19 protein-coding genes and 2 pseudogenes are annotated in these 20257 nt (G+C 67.3%); 9 read left to right on the plus strand and 12 right to left on the minus strand.

The genetic code is table 11. From position 1 onward, the window contains the following. Positions 1–154: 154 nt before the first annotated feature. The 11 genes and pseudogenes from OKW37_RS34600 to OKW37_RS34650 all read right to left on the minus strand — a co-directional run bounded on the left by OKW37_RS34600 (position 155) and on the right by OKW37_RS34650 (position 10933). Positions 155–1147 carry an MxaL protein gene (locus OKW37_RS34600; RefSeq protein ID WP_429510044.1) on the minus strand — a complete coding sequence of 331 codons (993 nt, stop codon included), beginning with the start codon at positions 1145–1147 and terminating at the stop codon, positions 155–157. Further along, positions 1144–1689 carry a tetratricopeptide repeat protein gene (locus tag OKW37_RS34605; protein WP_184067378.1) on the minus strand — a complete coding sequence of 182 codons (546 nt, stop codon included), beginning with the start codon at positions 1687–1689 and terminating at the stop codon, positions 1144–1146. The genes OKW37_RS34600 and OKW37_RS34605 overlap by 4 nt, the downstream gene beginning before the upstream one ends. Beyond that, entirely contained in the window at positions 1686–2672 is a 987-nt protein-coding gene (locus OKW37_RS34610; protein WP_429403616.1) for a vWA domain-containing protein, read from the minus strand. Before OKW37_RS34610 ends, OKW37_RS34605 begins: the two co-directional genes overlap by 4 nt. Continuing rightward, entirely contained in the window at positions 2669–3592 is a 924-nt protein-coding gene (locus OKW37_RS34615; protein ID WP_429403617.1) for a calcium incorporation protein MxaA, read from the minus strand. Before OKW37_RS34615 ends, OKW37_RS34610 begins: the two co-directional genes overlap by 4 nt. Then, a pseudogene (locus OKW37_RS34620) lies at positions 3589–4513 on the minus strand (DUF58 domain-containing protein). Before OKW37_RS34620 ends, OKW37_RS34615 begins: the two are co-directional and overlap by 4 nt. A 20-nt stretch (positions 4514–4533) precedes the next feature. After that, positions 4534–5556 (minus strand): AAA family ATPase, encoded by a 1023-nt coding sequence (locus tag OKW37_RS34625; protein ID WP_429403619.1) that lies wholly within the window; start codon positions 5554–5556, stop codon positions 4534–4536. 255 nt (positions 5557–5811) lie between these two features. Further along, positions 5812–6816 (minus strand): LysR family transcriptional regulator, encoded by a 1005-nt coding sequence (locus tag OKW37_RS34630; RefSeq protein ID WP_184039165.1) that lies wholly within the window; start codon positions 6814–6816, stop codon positions 5812–5814. Between the two features lie 5 nt (positions 6817–6821). Next, on the minus strand, positions 6822–7592 hold the full coding sequence (locus OKW37_RS34635) for a hypothetical protein (RefSeq protein WP_184067363.1): 771 nt from the start codon (positions 7590–7592) through the stop codon (positions 6822–6824). After that, positions 7589–8500 carry a substrate-binding domain-containing protein gene (locus tag OKW37_RS34640; RefSeq protein WP_184067360.1) on the minus strand — a complete coding sequence of 304 codons (912 nt, stop codon included), beginning with the start codon at positions 8498–8500 and terminating at the stop codon, positions 7589–7591. Before OKW37_RS34640 ends, OKW37_RS34635 begins: the two co-directional genes overlap by 4 nt. A 31-nt stretch (positions 8501–8531) precedes the next feature. After that, a complete protein-coding gene (locus tag OKW37_RS34645) occupies positions 8532–8951 on the minus strand; it encodes a c-type cytochrome (protein ID WP_090810412.1) in 420 nt (139 codons plus the stop codon). 164 nt (positions 8952–9115) lie between these two features. Then, positions 9116–10933 carry a methanol/ethanol family PQQ-dependent dehydrogenase gene (locus tag OKW37_RS34650; RefSeq protein ID WP_429403620.1) on the minus strand — a complete coding sequence of 606 codons (1818 nt, stop codon included), beginning with the start codon at positions 10931–10933 and terminating at the stop codon, positions 9116–9118. Between the two features lie 418 nt (positions 10934–11351). On the opposite strand from OKW37_RS34650, the gene OKW37_RS34655 reads away from it, so the two are divergent. From OKW37_RS34655 to OKW37_RS34695, 9 genes and pseudogenes are all read left to right on the plus strand, one after another. Next, the gene (locus OKW37_RS34655) at positions 11352–11750 is read left to right on the plus strand and encodes a 4a-hydroxytetrahydrobiopterin dehydratase (RefSeq protein ID WP_090809095.1); all 399 of its coding nucleotides are present in this window, start codon (positions 11352–11354) and stop codon (positions 11748–11750) included. A gap of 272 nt (positions 11751–12022) precedes the next feature. Beyond that, on the plus strand, positions 12023–13048 hold the full coding sequence (locus OKW37_RS34660) for a beta-ribofuranosylaminobenzene 5'-phosphate synthase family protein (RefSeq protein ID WP_429403621.1): 1026 nt from the start codon (positions 12023–12025) through the stop codon (positions 13046–13048). A gap of 112 nt (positions 13049–13160) precedes the next feature. Then, positions 13161–14087, plus strand: coding sequence for an NAD(P)-dependent methylenetetrahydromethanopterin dehydrogenase (locus OKW37_RS34665; protein ID WP_184051994.1), 927 nt, complete (start codon positions 13161–13163; stop codon positions 14085–14087). Between the two features lie 11 nt (positions 14088–14098). After that, positions 14099–15322: an ATP-grasp domain-containing protein gene (locus OKW37_RS34670; RefSeq protein ID WP_429403622.1), complete on the plus strand. Its 1224-nt coding sequence runs from the start codon at positions 14099–14101 to the stop codon at positions 15320–15322. Continuing rightward, a pseudogene (gene mch, locus OKW37_RS34675) lies at positions 15297–16326 on the plus strand (methenyltetrahydromethanopterin cyclohydrolase). Before OKW37_RS34670 ends, mch begins: the two are co-directional and overlap by 26 nt. After that, entirely contained in the window at positions 16323–17294 is a 972-nt protein-coding gene (locus OKW37_RS34680) for an ATP-grasp domain-containing protein (RefSeq protein ID WP_429403624.1), read from the plus strand. Before mch ends, OKW37_RS34680 begins: the two are co-directional and overlap by 4 nt. A 5-nt stretch (positions 17295–17299) precedes the next feature. Beyond that, positions 17300–18202, plus strand: a complete 903-nt coding sequence (locus OKW37_RS34685; protein ID WP_429403625.1) for a triphosphoribosyl-dephospho-CoA synthase — start codon at positions 17300–17302, stop codon at positions 18200–18202. Positions 18203–18386: 184 nt separating this feature from the next. Next, positions 18387–18896 (plus strand): formaldehyde-activating enzyme, encoded by a 510-nt coding sequence (gene fae / locus OKW37_RS34690; RefSeq protein ID WP_429403626.1) that lies wholly within the window; start codon positions 18387–18389, stop codon positions 18894–18896. Between the two features lie 137 nt (positions 18897–19033). Beyond that, entirely contained in the window at positions 19034–19411 is a 378-nt protein-coding gene (locus OKW37_RS34695) for a hypothetical protein (protein WP_184067339.1), read from the plus strand. Between the two features lie 79 nt (positions 19412–19490). Here OKW37_RS34695 and OKW37_RS34700 read toward each other — a convergent pair whose 3' ends face one another. After that, the gene (locus OKW37_RS34700) at positions 19491–19997 is read right to left on the minus strand and encodes a dihydroneopterin aldolase (protein ID WP_429403627.1); all 507 of its coding nucleotides are present in this window, start codon (positions 19995–19997) and stop codon (positions 19491–19493) included. Between the last annotated feature and the right edge of the window lie 260 nt (positions 19998–20257).

The raw sequence follows: 20257 nt of genomic DNA on the forward strand, positions 1-20257 counted from the left end.
TCTCCGGCCTCGAAGACCGGCAAGAGCTTCTGGCGCAAGCCTCGTGAGTCGGTCGAAGCCGGCAACTCTTGCGAGGTTTCGCAAGCAACTACGCTGCTCGATTGGATACCTGCACCTTCAACCGTTGCAGCGTCAACGTTCGCGCTTGCGTGAGTCAGTCGACCCGTGTCGGCCGGCCATTGAATGCCGGCGCGATCTGCAAAACGATCGTTCGAATGCGCTTTCGCCAGGCGCGCGGCCATGCGAGAACGGCATCCGGCATAAAGCGCGCGACGAGCAGCAGCAACGCGAGCAGCGCTGGACACCAACGCAGATCGGTCGGCACCGGTTCGCGGCGAGCGAAGCGCGCATCGAGCAGCGCATCGCCGAACGATGTCACGTTCAGCAGGCGCCGGTAGTCGAGACCAGTCTGCCCCGCCACCGACGCAAGGTACTCGCCGCGCAATTCGGACAACTCCTCGTGCGTTTGCGCCTCGACACCGGCGCCTGGCGTCGGCAGCTGGATCACGTCGTCGGCCTGCCAGTAGCCGATCCGGTTACCGTTGGCGTCGGTCTTCGGAATGGCCGCGGGCTGGTCGCCGCCGACGCCGATCAGCCAGCCCCTGATTCGCGCGGCATTGATGCCCTCCATCAGCGGGCGCGCCGCCGATACCGGCGGCGCCTCCTGACCATCGGTGACGAACGCGATGGCCGCGCCGCCGCCGACCTCCTGCGCGACCCGCACGGCCGAATACACACCGCCCTCGGCAATGCGGCTCCAGTCGGTCCAGCGCATGCGCCCGTCGATGCCGTCGAGCGACACCAGCAGCGCGTCGTAGTTGCCACAGACTTCGACCGGCGCCATCAGCAGCAACACCCGCTGCCCCGTGAACACACTCCAGCCGACCTTCGAGCCGCACGGCAAGCGCCCGAGCGCGTCGCGCATCGAGGCCTGCGCGAATTTGAGCCGGCTGACCGGAGCACCGTCGAGCACCACGTCCTCGACGTCCATGCTTTGCGTGATATCGAACGTCACGATGTAGTTAAACGTGTTGCGCGGCAAAGTGACGTCCGGCATCGCGACCGCCGCGATCAATGCGACGAGCGCGAGCGGCGTCAACGCGTGACGCCATCTGGCGAAGCCGCGCTCGCGCGAGACGCCGCTCATGGCAAGTCCTGACTCTGCGGGTCACGCAGCTTGACGTTGTGCTGCTCTTTCACATCGGGCCCGGCGAGCGCGGACGGCGTTTCCGGCGCAAGCCACAGCGCGCGCTCGAGGTTGTAGCGCGCGTCCCAATCGTCGGGCGCCGCGCGCAGCGCGAGCCGGTAGCGCGCCTTGGCCTCACCGATCATCGCGAGAGATCTGACCGTCTGCGCCGTGTCGCCGCTGCCTTCGCGCAGGTACAGGTTGCCGAGATCGAACAGCGCCGCGCGGCCGACTTCGTCAGGCGGGCTGCCCTCGGGGATCAGACCGTTATAGAGCCGCGCCGCCGCGTCATACGCGCCCGCTTTCGACAGCGCTATCGCGCGGGCCAGTTGGACCTCGCGCGCGTCGTCGCCGGCAGCCTGGTCGCGCGCAGCGGCGTTCGTCGCGAGAATGGCCTGATCGACGCGCTCCGCGTGCTGCAGACGGACGAAGCCAGACGCGGCCCACGCGGCGCAACAGATCGCCACGGTGCCGAACAGCGTGTGGATCAGCGTGCGCTTCATGCCCAGCTCCTGACCTGCAACTGGTGCAGCAGCACCAGCAGCGCCGAACAGGACAGCGCGAGCGCGAAACAGTACAGACTCAGGTCCTGGCGAGGCAGATGCTCGACGAACGTCGTCGTCGCGTTCTGCTGCCGGTTGATCTCCGCGATCGCCGCCATCATCGCCTTCGGGTCTTCGGCCTGAAACAGCCTATACGGTGTCCTGAGCGTCAGAAAGAAGCGATGCAGCTGCGCTTCGGCCGAGGTTCCGCTGACGGGCTGCGTCGCGTTCAGATCGGGACTGAAGACGCTGCTGCGCAAGTAGATGAAGTAGAGGGCGATCCGGTTGCGTCGCAGTCCCGCCTCGATGCGCCGTTGCATCGTTTCGTCGAGCAACGCGCCGCCATCGGAGACGAGCACGATCGCGCGGCGGCCCGACGACAGGCGCCCGTCGAACTGCGCGATCGCCGCGAGCATGCCGCGATCGAGCTCGGTGTCCGGCATGCCACGGCCAATCGCCGTCGCCGCGACAGCGGCCTCGATCACGCGATGGTTGTACGTGAACGGCATCGCCAGCACGGGGTTGGTGCCGAACATCATGAACGCGAGCCGGTCGTTGGGCCGCTGCTCGACGAAGCGCGTCAACGCGGCGCGCGCCACGTGGTTCTTGGAGTCGCCGCGCGGCGCCTCGACGCCCTTGCTGCCCATCGGCTCGTCCATGCTCGCGCTGCGGTCCATCAGGATCAGGATCTGCGCGCCGCTGCCGGTGCGCAGCACCTGCAACTGCGAGCGCCCCGGCCCCGCCAGCCCGACGACGATCGCGGCGATCGCCAGTGCCGCGCCGCCGCGTACGAGCCAGCCGGCCGCGCGCCCGAGATCGTCGGCGGGCAGCCACGCGACGCTCGAAAACACCAGCGTGTCGCTGCGTCGCCGCAGCAGCGGCAGCGCGGCGAGCGGCAGCAGCACCAGCATCCACGGCAGGGCGAAATCGAGGCTCATGGTCATCGCTGATGGCGCCTCTCCGCCCGATACAACGCACGGCACAGCGCGTGCAACGACAGCTCGCCGGGATTCCCGACGGCCTTCGGCGCCGGTGTGAAAAAGCGCTCGGACGACGCCAGATAGAAGCGTTCGAGCTGCGCGCGCAGCGGTTGCAGATAGGGCGCGCGCGCGAGCAACGCGGATAGCGAAGCCGCATGCACGACCTGGCCGGCGGTTTCGTTCAGTGCGCGATGCAGGCAGACCCACGCATCGTTCGATGAAGCAGCGGGCGCCTCCGGCAGCCGCTGCATCTGCCGCCATGCACGCGCGAACGGCAGCCGTGCCGCCTCGCGTCGGTTGCGCGCCCACCACCAGCTCGCCCACGCGAGCAGGGTCACGAGCAGCAGGCCGAGCGCCCACGCGATCTGCCGGCGCCAGCCGGCCGTGCCCAGCATGGGTGCCTGACGATCGGGCCGCAGCGGCTGCAAATCCCCTGCGGCGAACGCGGTTTGCGGCGTCAACGGTCCGATGCTCGCCGGCCATTCGGCGACCTGCAATTGCGTGCCCGCCGCCGACGTCAACGTCAACGCGGGCAACGTGATCTGCGTGAGCGTCTGCGGCGCGTTGACGACCTGATACGCGATCACCATCCACTTGCGGCCGTTGGCATCGGTTTCGAGCGTCACGGGCCGGCGTTCGAGCCACACGCCCGTGCGTCCGACCGAAGGCGGCGTGACCGCGCCGAGGTCCCGATCGTTGGCCTCCAGCAGCACGCGCTGCGTCAGCACATCGCCGAGCACATAGCCGAACGCGCGCGGCTCCTGAACGAGCGCGGTCGCCACCGCGGCGCTGGCCGTCGCGCTCGCGGCGCCGCAGAGCGACGCGATCAGCATATGCAGCGCCGCCCGACGAGCGACGCCACCGCGCACACCGTGCGCGCTCATACCGTCATCTCCAGAAAGTAGCGCGACATCGCCTTCCGGATCGAACGCGCCTTCGACATAGAACGGCCGGATGCCGCGCGCGCCGAACCCCGCGGCGAGTTCATCGCGACGGCGCGCGACGCCTTCGCGCCAGCGCTCGCGCACATCGCGGGAAAGCCACACGCGACGCTCCTCGCCGGACTCCGCATCGTTGACGGCCAGCAGCGACGCGTGCTGCGGCGGCGTGATCTCGGCCGCGTCCCACACGACCATCGGCACCACGCACGCATGCACCAGCATGTCGAGTACCGACGACAGTCGCGCGAGCGGCCAGTGGAAATCGGACACGACGAACACGAGCGCCTGGCGTCCAGCGATACGGATCGCGCAACGCCGCAATCCTTCGACGGCCGCGGGTCCGGCCTGACGTCCGGCCTGACCTCCGGCCTGACGTTCTGCCTGGCCATTCGCCTGACGATCAGCCGTTTCACCGGCGCGTTCGCGCAGCATGCTCGCGAGCAGCGAGCCGGTGCCCCGCCCCGTGCGCGCCGGCATGAACAGATCGTCGCGTTCGCCGCCATCGAAGGCCAGCATGCCGAGCCGGTCGCCGACCCGGAACACGCTATGGCCGAGCGCTTCGACGAAATCGGCGGCGACCTCCAGCTTCGTTTTGCGGCTGCCGAACCGCATCGACGCCGATACGTCGACGATCACGAACACCGGCACCGCGACGCGCTGCAAATGCACGCGCACGAGCCACTCGTCGCGCGCCGCGCGCAAGCTCGCGCGCAGATCGAGCCGGCGCGGGTCCGGGTAGTCGAACAACCGGCCGTGCATCGCGAACTGCTGACCCGAGCCGAAGCTCGAGCCCGGATGCGAGCCGGGCCGCGCGCCGGCCGCGCGCATCGGCAGACGGTAGTGGAATTCCGCGGTGTCGTTCATCGTGGTGCGCGCGCCGCCGGTCAGCGAGGCACGGCGACGTTCTCGACGATCCGCGCGATCAGCGCCTCGGCCAGCTCCTGGCGGCGTAGCTCGTAGATCGGTGTGAAGAACACGCGATGCCCCAGCGCCGGCAGCAGCACTTCGTGAATGTCCTCCGGAAGCAGATGCGTGCGTCCCGCGAGCCACGCGACCACGCGCGCGGCCCGCAGCAGCGCGCTCATGCCGCGCGGACTTGCGCCCGCGAGAATCAGCTGCTCCATGTCGACGCCGTCGAGCGCGATGCCGAAGCGCGCCGGCGTTTCCGTCGCCTGCCAGATGTCGTGCACGTAGCGCTCGATCGTCTCGCTCGCCTGCACGCCCTGCTGGATCGCCGCGCCGATCCGGTTCAACTGCTCCCACGGCACGATCGACGGTGTCAGTTGCGCGAGCAGGCCGTCGACGTCATGGAACCTCGTGTCGAAGACGAGGCTGCGCCGCGCATCCTCGTCGGTCGGCGTCGGCATGTTCAGCTCGAACAGGAAGCGGTCGCGCGCCGCCGACGCGAGCTCGAAGGTCTCTTCCTTCTCGACCTTGTTGCGGTCGGCGTATACGGTCATGTGCGGAAAGCGGTGCTCGCGGTCGAACGCCCACACGGAACGTTCGGCCATCGCGCGCAACAGCAGCGATTGGACCTGTGGGCGCGCGCGATTGATCTCGTTGAAGAAGAAGGTGGTCAGCTGCTCGCCGTGGCGCAGCAGCGGGCCCGGTTCGATACGCGGCTTGCCGTCGGCATCGACATAGGTGTGATAGACGAGGTCGCCCGGCATCAGATCGATCGTCCCTTCGACGCGCTCGAAATCGCCGCCGACCACGCGAGCGAACGCCCGCAACACCGTCGTCTTGCCGACCCCGACGCCGCCTTCGAGCAGCACGTGGCCGCGTGCGAACAGCGCGACGTTGATGAGCCTCAGCGTTTGCTGCTGACCAACGACGACTCTCGCGACTTCGTTTTCGATCCGCTGGGCGTGAGAACGCCAATCCTGGAGCTGCTCGCCAGAAACCATCGCTGCGATCCCCTTCCGTGGTGGCTGGCGTTTATTTGCACGACGCTCGAACGTCGACGCGCTTCAAGCGCTCGCCAGCCTTCCGTTCAAGCATGGTTTATGCCGATCGTGAGCACGGGACCCAAGAGTTAAATCGAATGCGAAAAGTTGGCAGCCTGTCACGACAGCCGGGTACAGACTGTGCCATCGACGCCGCCTGGGACGCGTCGTTCACCAGCAAGCGGACGAGCGCAGTCGCGCAACGCGCGCATGACGCTACCGCTTCGCGCCGACCGGCGGTTTCGCAAACACCCCTGCAAACTGCGCATATTCCTGCTCCAGATGCACCGCCGCATGCTCGAGCAGAAACTGCCGGAACATCATGCTGGTCGGCGAAAGCTGCTTCGTGCGCAGATGCACGACCTGCCACGCGCGTTCGATCGGCGTGCCGTTCACGTCGAGCAGCGCGATCTCGCCGGTGCGCAACTCCAGCTGCAACGTATGCAGCGAGATCAGACTCACGCCCATGCCCGCCATCACCGCCTGCTTGATCGTTTCGTTGCTGCCGAGCGTGATGGTTTTCGCGGGTGTGAACAGATGCTGCCGGAACATCGCCTCGGCGGCCATGCGCGTACCCGAGCCCGGCTCGCGCAGCAGGAAGGTGTCGCGGCGCAACTCCTGCAGATCGAAGCGGCGCGCGCCGCACAGCGGATGATCGAGCGGCGCGATCACCACCTGAGGATGACTCGCGAGCGGCTCGGCCGTCGTATCGAGTTCGGGCGGCGGGCGGCCCATGATCGCGAGATCGATCGCGTTGTCCTGCAACAGACGCAGCAACGCGTCGCGATTGCCGACCGAGAAGTGCACGTCGACTTTCGGGTATAGATGCGAGTACATCGCCAGCAGTTTCGGCGCGAAGTAGGTCGCCGAACTGACGATGCCCACGTTGATCGAGCCGCTGTCGGCCTGCTTCAGCGACATCATCGCGTCTTCGGTGTCCTTGATTTCGCCGAGAATGCGGCTCGCGTGATGGGTCAGCACCTCGCCCGCTTCGGTCAGCGTGAGCTTGCGCGCGATGCGCTCGAACAGCCGCAGGCCGACCGCCTCTTCGAGCTGATGAATCTGCATCGACACCGCCGGCTGCGTCAGATGCAGCTCCTCGGCCGCGCGCGCGAAACTCGTATAGCGGCTCGCGACGACGAAAATCTGCAACTGCCGCAGGGTCAGCGTGCGAACGAAATTCAGCTTGACCCGGTTCGTCGCGAAACTCGCGTTCTGCATTTGATTCAGCGACTCGCTCGCGGCGCATTCGATGACGGTTTCGCCGGCGCCTTGCCCGAGGGCAACTTGTTCAGTGCCGATTGAAAGCTCAACGACTCCGTATGCGCCGGATGCGCAAAGTCGTTGTTGGGGCCCGGCACGTCGGTGCGGATCTGCACGACCTGGCCCGGCACGCCGTCTGCGAGCAGGAACGTGTAGCGCTTGCCCGTGTATTGCGCGAAGCGCTCCGCGTTCGGATCGTTCAGATAAGGCTGCACGACGATGCGCCGCGCGCTGACCGGCTTGCCGCCGACCTCACTCGGCACGCTCTCGATCTGCGGCCCCGCGGCGAGCGCGAGACGCAGACGCTGCTGGAAATAGCGGCGCTGCCCGCCGGTGAGACCCTGCATCTCCGCGATGTCGTGTTCGAGAAAATAAATGATTGCCGGATTGCACTGCAGGCCGCCGATCGGCAGGTTCACGCTGCCGCTATGGTCGGACACCTGTGCGTCGCCTTTCGCGTTGTTCTCGCTCAGCACCAGCACCTTGACGACATCGGCGCTGCGAGACGGTTGCCCGGAATCGATCAGCGCGTAGTCGAGTTCGGTCTGCGCGGCGACGCCGTGCAGATGATCGGTCAGAAAAATCAGCCGCTCGGCCGGCGTGATCTCGTCGCCGCCCGGCGCCGACGCCGGACTCGCCGCACGCGCGGCGGCTGGCGCGAGGCACAGCACACACAGCGTCCCCATCAGCGCGGCGCGTGCCGCGCGCAGCCAGGCGCCGCGCGCGCGCGTCATTGCGACGCGTCGCCGGGCTTGCCCGCCGGCGCGTCGACCGGTTTGAGCATCGGCACCTGGTAGGTCGCGAGGATGCTGTCGATCTTGTCGTGATTCGCGCCGATCCATTGATCCACCTTGTCCTTCCAGTCCTTCTCGCCGTAGCGCACGCCCATCGAAATCGTGTAGTCGAAGCGGATGCCCGGCCCCGGCGGGAACGGCACGAGTCTGACCGAATCACCGGAGCGCTTCGCGAAGTAGCCGGCAATCGGCCCCCATAGGAACACCACGTCGACGTTGCCCGCGCGCAGGTCGTGCTCGATCATCTGGCCCGGGTACACGGCCGGATCGCCGCTTTGCACCTGGTACGACACCGCCTGGTCGATCAGGTTGTGGCCGAGCAGCCAGTCCACCGCGGGGGTTTGCGAAAAGATGCCGAAGCGCAGCTTGTGCAGTTGATCGGGCGGCAGCTTCAGCAGGTCGTCGGGCGTCTTGATGCTCGCGAACTCGGGGCGGTTCGGCAGCACCATTGCGTAGGTCGAGCGCAGATACGGCTGCGTCGTCGACGTCATTTCATAGCCCTTCGGCACGCCGATGATCAGGTCGCACCGATAGCGCTCGCTGCCGTCCTCCTTCTCGCGCAGCGTGTGGCGCACGAAGCCCATGCGCTGCGGAAAGTACGTGTATTCGAGCTTGTAGCCGAAGTCGCTCGCCATCTGGGCCGCGATGCGGTTCTCGTAGCCCTCGCCCTTGTCGTTCGACAACGGCATGTTGTTCGGGTCCGCGCACACCCTGAGCACGCCGTCCGCGCCGTCGTTGTTCGGCAGCGCGGGGCCGTCCGCCCGGACCGCGGCGCTCGCGAGCGCCGCGCCGCACAACGCGGCCGCGATCACGCTGACATGCACGGACATGCTTCTCTTATCACGCATCGTGAGCCTCCGGAAGAATGACGACACGGCGTTATTTGGCGTCGATGGCCTTCAGATCGCCCGGCTTGATCTGTCCATCGGAGCGCCCTTTCAGGTACGCGTAGAGGTTTTCCCAGTTCTTCTGCATCATCTGGCTCGTGCTGAAATCGGGCATGCCCTTGTCCACCCGGCCGCCGAACACCGTGCGATGAAACTCGGTCTTGTCCAGCGTCTTGAACGCGTCGATCAGCGACGGCCCGACCATGCCCTGCTGCTGCGCGCCGTGGCAGCGTTCGCAAGCGAGCGCGCGCCACGTCTTCCAGCCAAGCAGCGTATTACTGTCCACCTTGGTGCCGTCAACCACCTTGTACGCGACCTGCGCAATCGAAGGATTGTTCTGCGCGTATCCGACGGGCAGCACGACGAGCGCTGCGGGCAACACCGTGAGCAACAGGATAGATCGGCCTTTCATGCACATGTCTCCATCTGGGAATAAGCCGCGCCCCGATGCGTTTCATCGACGCATCCACCAACGGGCGCGATCTGGGGGTGATTCAATGCTTGCGCGAGGCTGACGGGGCGGCCGTGCCTGTTCAAGCCGCCCCGCTGGTTCAGCCTTTCATTTCAGCCGTTCGTTCAGCTCTTCTCGCCAGGAATCGCGAACACGAACAGCGTGCCGCCGAGCGCGGTGTACTTCGCGAGATCTTTGTAGCCGCCGACCGCACCCAGACCTTCGGTCGGCTTCTCCAGACCTGCCGCCATGCCGATGCCGGCCCAGCCGCCGATGCCCGAATACACGCCGACGTACTGCTTGCCCTGATACTCATACGTGAAGACGTTGCCGATGATTCCCGACGGCGTCTTGAAGCGCCACAGTTCCTTGCCGTCCTTGATGCGCACCGCCTTCAGGTAGCCTTCCAGCGTGCCGTAGAACGCGATGCCGCCCGCGGTCGCCAGCACACCCGACCACACCGAGAACCTCTCCGGCTTCGAGTAGACGATCTTGCCCTTGCTCGCATCCCACGCGATGAAGTTGCCCATCGCGTTGCCCTCGTTCGGGCCCGGATACATCGACAGCGTGGCGCCGACATACGGCTGTCCCGACACGTAGTCGACATCGAACGGCTCGTAGTCCATACAGACGTGGTTGGTCGGCACGAGGAACAGGTGCGAGTTCGGATCGTATGCCGCCGGTTGCTGGTCCTTCGAACCGAGTGCCGCCGGGCAGATGCCCTTCACGTTGTGATCGGAGCCGGCCGCCTGCGTCGAGTACGCCGCATTGCGGATCGGCAGGCCGCTTTTCAGATCGACACGGTCGGCCCAGTTCACCGCCGGGTCGTACTTCTGCGCGACCAGCAGCTGTCCGGTGACGCGATTGAGCGTATAGCCGAAGCCGTTCCGGTCGAAGTGCACGATCGCGGGCACCTGCTTGCCGTTGATCGTCAGATCGGACAGGATCATTTCGTTGACGCCGTCATAGTCCCATTCGTCGTGCGGCGTCATCTGGTAGACCCATTTGGCCATGCCGGTATTCAGGTCGCGCGCGAAGATCGACATCGACCATTTGTTGTCGCCCGGACGTTGCGTCGGGTTCCATGTGCCCGGATTGCCGGTACCGTAGTACACAAGGTTGAGTTTCGGATCCCACGCATACCAGCCCCACGTGGTGCCGCCGCCGAGCTTCCACTGATCGCCCTTCCATGACTTCAGCGACGAATCCGCGCCCACCGGCACCATCTGGCCGTTGGAATACGTCATCGTCTTTTGCGGGTCGAGCAGCATATCGTTGTCGGGGCCCGTGCTGTACGCGGTCCAGGCCGGTTTGCCGGTCTTGATGTCGTACGCGATCAGACGCCCGCGCACGCCGAACTCGCCGCCCGAGATCCCGGTCAGCACCTTGTCGCCGAATACGTGCGGCGCGTTGGTGTTGGTTTCGCCGGCTTTCGGATTGCCGTTCTGCGCGGTCCACACCACGTCGCCCGTCTTCGCGTTCAGCGCGACGAGCTTGGTGTCGGCCTGCTGCAGGAAGATCTTGCCGTCGCCGTACGCGAGACCGCGATTGACGGTGTCGCAGCACATCACGGAGACGACCTGCTCGTCCTGTTTCGGCTGATACTGCCAGAGGAACGTCTGATCCTTCAGGTTGACCGCAATGACCTTGTTCGGAAACGGGGAGTGGACATACATCGTGTCGCCGATCACGAGCGGCGCGCCTTCATGGCCGCGTAGCACGCCGGTCGACATGGTCCATGCGACCTGAAGTTTGCCGACGTTGTTCTCGTTGATCTGCTTGAGCGGGCTGTAGCGGTGATTCGCATAATCGCCCGCCTGGGCCGCCCAGTTGGCTGGATTTTTCATCAGCCCGTCGAGCTGCGAATCGGCCTGCGCAGCCAGAGAGCCAAAGGCTGCGGATGCGAGGATCGCGAGCCCAAGAACTACAGTGCGTAAGTTCATGTCTCCTCCAGAATTGTCCTGCTGTTCAACTCACGAATGACCCACGCTACCTCATCGCATCGTGCGCGCCTTCTCGAGTGCAGGTAACGATTAACGCGCTATCCCGATTCGATGTCGGGCTTCGCGACGCATGAACGGCCGACGCATATTCCATGCCGGAATAGCGGCAACGTTTGCCGCTATTGGCTGCGCTGGCCCGGCGACTCGGCACGCGCGAGGTGTCGCGGCACTCGGGCGTTGCACGCCGATGCTTGCATGGCGGTAAGCTGAAGGGCCTGCATCACGCGATGCGGCACATACTGTGTCACTTGCGTGATACGAATCGTGTCCTTTGCGAATCACACGCCGCGGCACGGGCCTGTCACTTGCAACGATGCTTCGTTCGGCGATCGATTCGCGCATTCGAGGAGCAACAGCCATGGCAAACACCGAGCACGTCTATACCGACGAAGAGATCCAGCAGCGCCTCGTCGGTCCGCTGCAGCACTGGTATCTGGAAGATGGCTGGCTGCGGCGCAAATACCGCACCGAGGGCTGGAAGGGAACGCTGATGGTGGTCAACACCGTCGGCCACCTCGCGGAAGCCGCCTGGCACCACCCCGATCTGACGGTCTCGTACGCCTTCGTGACCGTGAAGCTGAAGACGCACAGCGCCAAGGGCATCACCGACAAGGACTTCGCGCTCGCGACGAAGATCGAATCGGTGGTCCACTGGCAGCCCGGCCTCGAGGACGGCCCGCTCGAAGGCACGCCCGCCGACGATCAGCGCTTCCGCTATATCAAGTACGACGCACCCAAACCCGCGCAAGGCAGTTGACACGCGTTCCTGTCGCCGGATGAAACAGCGCGTGACACAGTGCGCCTTCGGCGTCACACAGCGTCCATGCGGCGGCGAAACCGCGTGGGGCGCGGCGTGCCGTTGAGAGGTTCCAGTGGGCCGAACCCGCGGCGGCGGCCGTTGCGCGTGCCTGGTACGGCTTTCGCTTGACGTCGCCGGGCGCACTATCGCTGGAACCCGCGACGCGTTGCGGACGCCCCGCGGCCGAACCCGGTCTTGCGCACCCGCAAGGACACCTGAGGACACTCGAGATGCCGCTTCAGCTCCGCCGCCTGCCGCCACGCGCCCCCATCACGATCGATGCGCCCGCGCGGCTGCATCTGGGCTTTCTCGATCCGAACGCGTCGCTCGGGCGTGCGTTCGGCAGCCTGGGGCTCGTCATCGATACGCACGGCACGCGGATCGAAGCGCGGCTCGCCGAACGCGAGCAGATCGGCGGCGTGGTCAGCGAGGCCGAGCGCGAGCGCATCGCGCTGAGTCTCGCGCGGCTGCAGGCTGCCTATGGACCGGCGACACTCGCGATCGACGTGCTGGAGGCACCGCGCGCGCACACCGGCCTCGGCTCCGGCACGCAGCTGGCGCTGGCGGTCGGCACCGCGTTCGCGCGCCTCGTCGGCCAGCCGGCGAGGAGCGCCGAGCTCGCCAGTCTGCTCGGGCGCGGCGCCCGCTCCGGCATCGGCATACTCGGCTTCGAGTGCGGCGGCCTGCTGCTCGATGGCGGCCCGCCCGGCGATCTGCGCCAGAGCATGCCGCCGCTGCTGTCGCGCCAGCCGTTTCCGCAGCCGTGGCGCGTGCTGCTCGTCAGCGACAACAGCCGCGAGGGCTTGCACGGTACCGAGGAACGCAGCGCGCTCGCATCGCTCGCACCGTTTCCGCGGCGGCTCGCCGCGCATCTGTGCCATCTGGTGCTGATGCAGATCCTGCCCGGCGCCGCCGAACATAACTTCGCGCCGTTCGCGCACGGCCTCACCGAGCTGCAGCAGACCATCGGCGAATATTTCGCGAGCGCGCAAGGCGGCGTGTTCGCGAGTGCCGACGTCGAGCGCGTACTGCGCGCGGTCGCCGCCGAACGCACCGCCGGCATCGGCCAGACCTCGTGGGGCCCGACTGGCTTCGCGGTGCTCGCGAGCGCGCGCGAGGCCGACCGCGCGCTCGCGACCGCGCGCGCCGTCGCGAGCGCGCTGCCGCATATCGAATGCAGCGTCGTCGCGGGCCGCAACAGCGGCGCGGCGATCAGCGGCGCCGAGGCGCGCGCGCCGCATATCGACGCCGCATGATGCGCTGCACCGCTCAGGCCGCCGCTTACCGCCGCTTACATAAGGCGCTGCCACGCGCGGCGCGGCCTTGCCTTGCGCCGTCCCCGAGATTGCCACTAAAACGAGCCCCGCCATGTCAGAAACCCTTGAAAGGCCCTACATCCTGCACATGTTCACGGCCACGCCGCAGATGAGTCCGTTCGACGTCAACATGGCCGCCGACGCCGGCTATCAGGTCATCGTGCCGTATTGCAACGTCGAAGCGGGCATGGTCGCGAATCTGACGCAGGACGCGATCTTCTCGCGCGGCCCGAAAGGGGTGTCGCGCACCGGCATCTTCATCGGCGGACGGGACGTGATGCAGGCCGCCGACATGCTCGACACCGCGCGCCGCGCGATGGTCCCGCCGTTCGAGGTCTCGGTGTTCGCCGATCCGAGCGGTTCGTACACGACCGCGGCCGCGCTCGTCGCGCTGGTCGAGCGGCATCTGGGCAAACAGCACGGCGTGGAGCTGGGCGGCAAGCGCGTGCTGATTCTCGGCGGAACGGGCGCGGTCGGGCGCATCGCGGCGGCGATCGCCGCGTCGCGCGGCGCCGACGTGACGATCGCGAGCCACCACGACCGCAATCGCGCGCTCGGGGCCTCGGCCGAAGTCAACGAGCGCTTCGGCATCTTCACGAACGGCATCAGCGCCACGACGCCCGCCGAACTGCGCGGCGCGCTCGCCGACGCGGAAATCGTGCTCGCCACCGCCGTAGCGGGGGCGCAAGTGGTCGGCAGGGACGACCTCGTGCATGCGAAGCGCCTGCTCGTCGCCGCCGACGTCAACGCGGTGCCGCCCGAAGGGATCGCCGGCGTGAATGTGATGAACGACGGCAAGCCGATCGACGGCGTGCCGAACGCGGGCGCGGTCGGCATCGGCGCGCTGGCGATCGGCAACGTCAAATATCAGGTCGAGCATCGCCTCTTCGTGCGCATGCGCACGGGTGGTAAGCCGGTCTACCTGGGCTTCCCGGAAGCCTACGACGAGGCCCGCGCGGTCGCGGCCGGTCTCGGCTGAGCGCGGTCGTCATGAAGTCGCACCGCCCGCTCATGCATGCGCCGTTGGTCGCGGTCGTCGGGCAGTCCGCGCGCTTGCTCGCGCAGTCCGCGGCGCGCGCCGGCCTGCATGTCGCCGCGCTCGATGTCTTCGGCGACCGCGACACGCGCGAGGCCGCCGAGCTATGGTTCGACATCGGCCGTGGTGATGGCGCGCTCGGGATCGACCGGGCGCGGCTCGTCGATGCGCTTGCGCGTGTCGCGCGCTTGCCGGGTTTGCTTGGCTGGATCGGCGGCAGCGGGCTCGAACCTTTGATGCCTCAGTTGTGCCGCGAATCCGGCTTGCCGCGCTTTCTCGGCAACGCTGCCGAGGCGATCGCGGCCGTGCGCGAGCCGCGGCGTTTTTTCGCGCTGCTCGACGCGTTGCGGATTGCGCATCCGGCTGTGTCGTTCGAGCGGCCCGCGACGGCCGAGGGCTGGCTGTTCAAGCAGGCGGATGGTTGTGGCGGTACGCATATCGAGGCGGCCGACCCGTTCCATTTAACGACCGACTCCGCGCACGGCTACTTCCAGCGCATTGGCCAAGGCCGCTCGCTGTCGGCGCTTTTCATCGGCGCGCACGACAGCGCGCATCTGATCGGTTTCGCCGAGCAATTCACCTGCGCGATCGGCGATCTGCGCTTCGTGCATGCGGGCTCGATCGGGCCGATCGACTTGCCGCCAGCGTTCATCGCGCGCGTGCAGCAAGCGCTCGAGGCGCTGTGCGCAAACACCGGCCTCGTCGGCATCAACAGCTGCGACTTCCTGTCGGACGGCGCCTCGTTCGACGTGCTCGAAATCAACCCGCGCCCTTCGTCGACGATGGCGCTCTACGAAACCGCGTCGCCCGATGCATGGCCGGCCGGCCTGCTCGCCTGCCACCTCGACGCGTGCCGCCACGGCCGCGCGCCGTCGGCCGCGAGCCTCGCGCTCGCCCGCGCGCCGCGCTGGCGTGCCGGTCAGCGCGTGCTGTTCGCGCAGCGGCCGTTCAGCGTCCCGGCCGCGTTCTCGGACGCCTGCCTGCGCGATCCGCAATGCCGCGACGTACCGATGCCGGGCACCCGCATCGACGCAGGGCAGCCGGTCTGCACGCTGCAAGTGCGAGCGGCATCGGTGGACGCGGTGCTCACCGCGCTCGACGCGCAGCACGAACGCGTCGTCCAACGAATCGAAACCTGCGATGAACCCGACCATGCCTGCCTCCACGCCCACAGCTGAGACTTCCGCGCCCGCCGCGTTGCCGAGCGTGAACGCGCTTTCAGAGCGCCTCGTAGCACGGCTCGTCGATCAGGCGGCACAGCTCGGCGTCGCACTGACGCGCACGCGCGATGGCACCGTGATCGCGGACGCCGGCGTCGACGCGCGCGGCGGCCTCGACGCCGGCGTGCTGATCGCGCGCATCTGCATGGGCGGTCTCGGCCGCGTCGCGGTACGCGCGAACTTCGACGCCGCGCCGCTGTGGCCGACGATGCTCGAAGTCAGCACATCGTCGCCGGTGCTCGCCTGTCTCGGCAGCCAGTACGCGGGCTGGAGCCTGTCGGCGACCAGGGAGCAGACCGGCGGCAAGAAATTCTTTTCGCTCGGCTCGGGGCCCGCGCGCGCGCTCGCGGTCAAGGAGCCGCTATTCGACGAACTCGGCTATCGCGACCGCCACGAGCGCGGCGCGCTGGTGCTCGAAGTGGACCGCCTGCCGCCGCAGGTCGTGATCGACAAGGTGCTGCACGATTGCGGCCTCGCGCCCGAACACCTGACGCTGATCGTCACGCCGACACACTCTGTCGCGGGAACAGTACAGGTCGTCGCCCGCGTGGTCGAAGTTGCGCTGCACAAGGTGCATGTGCTCGGCGTACCGCTCGATGAGATCGTCGCGGGGACGGGCTCGGCGCCGCTGCCGCCGCCCGCGCCCGACGGCATTCAGGCGATGGGCCGCACCAACGACGCGATCCTGTACGGCGGCCGCGTGCACCTGAGCGTCCAGCACGACGAGATCGCGCAACGTCTCGCCGACACCCTCCCCTCCGCCCAATTCGCGCGACTACGGCCGGCCGTTCGCGGACGTCTTCACGGCCGTGAACTTCGACTTCTATCAGATCGATCCCGCGCTGTTCGCGCCCGCCGAGGTGTGGGTCAGCAGCCTCGAAAGCGGCGCGACCTATCATGGCGGCCGGCTCGACGGCGGCCTGCTGCGCAAACAGTGGGGCGGCGAGTCCGTCGCGCGATGATGATCACATCAGGCGTGCGCATCGCGATCATGACCGACGAAACCGGCTGGCACACCGGCCGGCTGAAAAAGGCGTTCCGCGCGCGCGGCGCCGAGGCGCGTTGCGTCGATCTCGCGGATTGCCGCATCGACACCACGTGGCTGCCGCACGGCCTCGCGATCCCGGGCTTCGGCCGCACGCTGCCGGACGCGGTGTTCGTACGCGGCATCGCCGGCGGCAGCTTCGAGCAGGTGACGCTGCGGCTCGGCATCCTGCACGCGCTGCGTGAATCGGGCGTGCCGGTGTACAACGACGCGCGCGCGATCGAGCGCAGCGTCGACAAGTCGATGACGAGCTTCCTGCTGCATCGCGCGGGCGTGCCGACACCGGCCACCTGGGCCGGCGAATCCGCCGCGTTCGCGCAACGCGTATTGATGCGCGAAGCGGCCGCCGGCCGTCAGGTCGTGCTCAAGCCGCTGTTCGGCTCGCAAGGCCACGGGCTCAAACGGCTCGGCGCGCGCGGCGGACTGCTCGCGCCATTGCCCTCGCTCGCCCGTTATCGGCAGGTCGCTTATCTGCAGCGCTTCGTCGCGAGCGACCGGCCGGGTTTCGACTGGCGCGTGCTCGTGATCGGCGGCAAGGCGGTTGCGGCGATGCGGCGCAGCGGCGGCAAAGGCTGGATTCACAACGTCGCGCAAGGCGCGCGCTGCGAGCCCGCCGAGCTGACGATCCCGCTCGCACAGACGGCAGTGCGCGCAACCGCCGCGCTCGGGCTCGACTACGCGGGCGTGGACCTGATCCCGAATGCCGACGACGCCGCGCTGCCCCTCGTGCTCGAAGTCAACGGCGTGGCCGCGTGGCGCGGTTTGCAGTCGGTCGTGCCGCTCGATGTCGCGGCGGCGCTCGTCGACGATCTGCTCGATCGCAGGCTGGCCGAGCAAGCCGCTAGCGCCGGGTTGCCCGAGCAGCCTCCGCAGCGCCGGGCTTGAGCGCGATGCCCGACACTCATGCGATTCCCGTCGAGCACGCGCGCGCGGCCTTCCTCGAAGCCTGCGCGCTCGACGTCACCACGCCGAAACCCGGCAACGTCAGCACCCAAAGCCCCGGCCACGGCATGCACGCGGCCCAGTTCCTCGCCAGCGCGGACGCGTCGCTCGACGCGCTATTCGCGCGCGGCGAGCGCGTCGGACAGCGCATTCTCGACGCGGTCACGCGCACGCGCGCGGCCGTCGGCTGCAATACGAATCTCGGCATCGTGCTGCTGGTCGCGCCGCTCGCCGCGGCCCTCGACGAAACCGGCGAAGCGCCGGTGTCGGCGCAAGCGTGGCGCGCGGCCGTCGGCGACGTGCTGAGCCGGCTCGACGTCGAAGACGCTCGGCTTGCTTACCGCGCGATCGCGCTCGCCAATCCCGGCGGCCTCGGCGACGCGCCCGAGCAATCGGTCCACGCACCGCCGACGATCGGCCTGCGCGACGCGATGCGGCTTGCCAGCGAGCGCGACAGCATCGCGCGGCAGTACGCGAACGGTTTCGCCGACCTGTTCGACACCGGCCTCGCCGCCTACTTCGAAGCCTCGAGACCAACGCCCGAACCCGCGCCCGCCGATCCAGGCGAAATCGCGATGCTCAACGTGTTTCTCGCGTTCCTCGGCGGCTGGCCCGACTCTCACATTGTGCGCAAGCACGGCCGCGCGCTGGCGCAGAGTGTCACGCTCGTGGCACGCGAACAGCGCGCGCGCTGGCGCCAGGCGCGATCCGCCGCGCGCCGCTCGGCAAGCGATCCGCAACTCGACGCCTGGGATGCCGAATTGAAGGCCGGCGCGATCAATCCCGGCACCAGCGCGGACCTCGCGGTGGCCACACTGTTTCTTGCGCGCTGCGTCGAAGGGCGCGGTTAACCCTGAATCGTCTGGACTGAAGAAGACCCGAACAGCCGCGTCAGCAGGCCCTTAGCGACAACTGGCACGGAACCTGTTAGTTAGTACCGCCGTGCATTCCCGCACCGCTCTCGCGATGCTGATCCGGACGATCGCGGGCGGCGCCTCGTCAGCAGGTCCATACCTACTCTTTTGGAGGAACAGAATGGCCAAGATCAACCGCGTCATGATCGGTGAGTCGCTCGTCGGCGACGGCAACGAGGTCGCGCACATCGACTTGCTGATCGGACCGCGAGGTTCGGCTGCGGAAACCGCGTTCTGCAACGCCCTCACCAACAACAAGGACGGCTTCACGTCGCTGCTCGCCGTCGTCGCGCCCAATCTCATCACGAAGCCCAATACGATCCTGTTCAACAAGGTGACGATCAAAGGCGCCAAGCAGGCCGTGCAGATGTTCGGCCCGGCGCAGCACGCGGTCGCGCTCGCGGTGGCCGACAGTGTCGAGGACGGCACGATCCCGCAGGAAGAAGCCGACGATCTGTTCCTCTGCGTCGGCGTGTTCATTCACTGGCAGGCCGAGGACGACAAGAAGATCCAGCAGTTCAACTATCAGGCGACGCGCGAGGCCATCAAGCGCGCGGTCAGCGGCGACCCGAGCGCGGCTGAAGTGATGGCGAAGAAGAGCAGCGTCGCGCATCCGTTCGCGCCGAACTGACGGCGCATGCAAGCGCAGGAGACGCGGCGCCGTTGCCGGCCCCGCCTCCTCGCGCATCCCGTCGCCTCGCGGCCGCAAGGCACGCATCTCGCGCAGCGGTTCGCGAAGCAGGCTCAATGCTTTCGCAGAGGCATTCAATGACCAACAGATGTCGCGCGCTTCTCGCCTTTACCTCGCTCCTGCTCGCCGCGCCGCTCGCGTGGGCGGGCGGCTACAACTATCCGACCGAGGGTCGCGTCGAATACGTGCTCAGTTGCATGGACGATAACGGCCACGAGTTCGCGAACGTCTACAAGTGCTCGTGCGTGATCGACAAGATGGCCGCGTCGTTGCCGTACGACGAATTCGTCGACCAGTCGACCTTCTCGAAGTACGCGACGCTAGGCGGCGAAGGCGGCGCGGAATTCCGCGTCGACCACGCCAAGGCGCAAACCAAGCGCTTCCGCGCGCTGCAAACCAGCGCATATCAGGCGTGCGGACTCGGTCCGCAGAAGACGTCGACCGTGGCGAAATGACCACGACCTGAAACGCGCCGGGCGTTCTGCGCGTCCCGCTCGGCGCGTCCGGCTCGGCGCCCCCGGCTGGGCGCTCCCCTCAACTCGGCACCAGCCCCTCGCCCAGCGACGCGTACCGCGCGAGACCCACGGCCGCCGCCGAGCCATCGCCGCGACGCCGCTCGATCTGCACGCCGACGGCCGCGAGGTCGGCGAACTTGGCCGGCTTCGCGAGCGACACGCGCACCCAGTGCGCGCCGAAGTCGGCGATCAGCAGTTGCGCGATCGTCTCGGCAAGCGCCTCCAGCAGCCGCACGCGATGCGACGCGAACAGCTCGAGCAACGCCCCGCGCACGGCCGCGTAGTTGACCGTATCTTCGATCCGGTCCGTCGTGCAGGCGCGGATCGCTGGCACGCCGATAGCCAGGTTCACACGCACCGGTTGCGCAACATGCAACTCACTGCTATCGATACCGATGACCGTCTGGCCGATGAAATTCTCGATGAATACGATGTCCAGGCGCTCGGGCAACGCGCCGACTTGCGGGCCGGGATTGGCGCCGAGGCTGGAAAATGCGGCAAGGCGAATAGTATCGAAACGATCCATGATTTGATCTCCGCCGCGGCGCGGCCCAGGATTGAACAGCCAGTGATGACGAGCGAAACGATGCAACAGTAGAACAGTAGAACAGTAGAACTGAACGACGCGCGGCACACTCTGTGCCGAAGCCGCGACAGGCATGCAACCTGCAACCCGTTTAACGCGTCACGCATCGAGAAAAGCAAATTCCGGGCACAGTGAGGTAAACCCAGTGTGACTTTCTGTTGAACCAATCCTGCATCGGGCGTACAGTTTTCAACACCCGC

This window comes from Paraburkholderia sp. MM5482-R2 (assembly GCF_050436125.1).
GTDB lineage: Bacteria > Pseudomonadota > Gammaproteobacteria > Burkholderiales > Burkholderiaceae > Paraburkholderia > Paraburkholderia tuberum.

Excerpts from the sequence above, each read along its gene's own strand:
- fae (WP_429403626.1), top strand. The coding sequence starts at position 18,387 with ATGGCCAAGATCAACCGCGTCATGATCGGTGAGTCGCTCGTCGGCGAC.
- OKW37_RS34615 (WP_429403617.1), bottom strand. The coding sequence starts at position 3,592 with ATGAGCGCGCACGGTGTGCGCGGTGGCGTCGCTCGTCGGGCGGCGCTG.
- OKW37_RS34610 (WP_429403616.1), bottom strand. The coding sequence starts at position 2,672 with ATGACCATGAGCCTCGATTTCGCCCTGCCGTGGATGCTGGTGCTGCTG.
- OKW37_RS34685 (WP_429403625.1), top strand. The coding sequence starts at position 17,300 with ATGCCCGACACTCATGCGATTCCCGTCGAGCACGCGCGCGCGGCCTTC.
- OKW37_RS34650 (WP_429403620.1), bottom strand. The coding sequence starts at position 10,933 with ATGAACTTACGCACTGTAGTTCTTGGGCTCGCGATCCTCGCATCCGCA.
- OKW37_RS34600 (WP_429510044.1), bottom strand. The coding sequence starts at position 1,147 with ATGAGCGGCGTCTCGCGCGAGCGCGGCTTCGCCAGATGGCGTCACGCG.
- OKW37_RS34625 (WP_429403619.1), bottom strand. The coding sequence starts at position 5,556 with ATGGTTTCTGGCGAGCAGCTCCAGGATTGGCGTTCTCACGCCCAGCGG.
- OKW37_RS34680 (WP_429403624.1), top strand. The coding sequence starts at position 16,323 with ATGATGATCACATCAGGCGTGCGCATCGCGATCATGACCGACGAAACC.
- OKW37_RS34645 (WP_090810412.1), bottom strand. The coding sequence starts at position 8,951 with ATGAAAGGCCGATCTATCCTGTTGCTCACGGTGTTGCCCGCAGCGCTC.
- OKW37_RS34670 (WP_429403622.1), top strand. The coding sequence starts at position 14,099 with ATGAAGTCGCACCGCCCGCTCATGCATGCGCCGTTGGTCGCGGTCGTC.
- OKW37_RS34700 (WP_429403627.1), bottom strand. The coding sequence starts at position 19,997 with ATGGATCGTTTCGATACTATTCGCCTTGCCGCATTTTCCAGCCTCGGC.
- OKW37_RS34665 (WP_184051994.1), top strand. The coding sequence starts at position 13,161 with ATGTCAGAAACCCTTGAAAGGCCCTACATCCTGCACATGTTCACGGCC.
- OKW37_RS34660 (WP_429403621.1), top strand. The coding sequence starts at position 12,023 with ATGCCGCTTCAGCTCCGCCGCCTGCCGCCACGCGCCCCCATCACGATC.
- OKW37_RS34640 (WP_184067360.1), bottom strand. The coding sequence starts at position 8,500 with ATGCGTGATAAGAGAAGCATGTCCGTGCATGTCAGCGTGATCGCGGCC.
- OKW37_RS34630 (WP_184039165.1), bottom strand. The coding sequence starts at position 6,816 with ATGCAGAACGCGAGTTTCGCGACGAACCGGGTCAAGCTGAATTTCGTT.
- OKW37_RS34655 (WP_090809095.1), top strand. The coding sequence starts at position 11,352 with ATGGCAAACACCGAGCACGTCTATACCGACGAAGAGATCCAGCAGCGC.
- OKW37_RS34605 (WP_184067378.1), bottom strand. The coding sequence starts at position 1,689 with ATGAAGCGCACGCTGATCCACACGCTGTTCGGCACCGTGGCGATCTGT.
- OKW37_RS34635 (WP_184067363.1), bottom strand. The coding sequence starts at position 7,592 with ATGACGCGCGCGCGCGGCGCCTGGCTGCGCGCGGCACGCGCCGCGCTG.
- OKW37_RS34695 (WP_184067339.1), top strand. The coding sequence starts at position 19,034 with ATGACCAACAGATGTCGCGCGCTTCTCGCCTTTACCTCGCTCCTGCTC.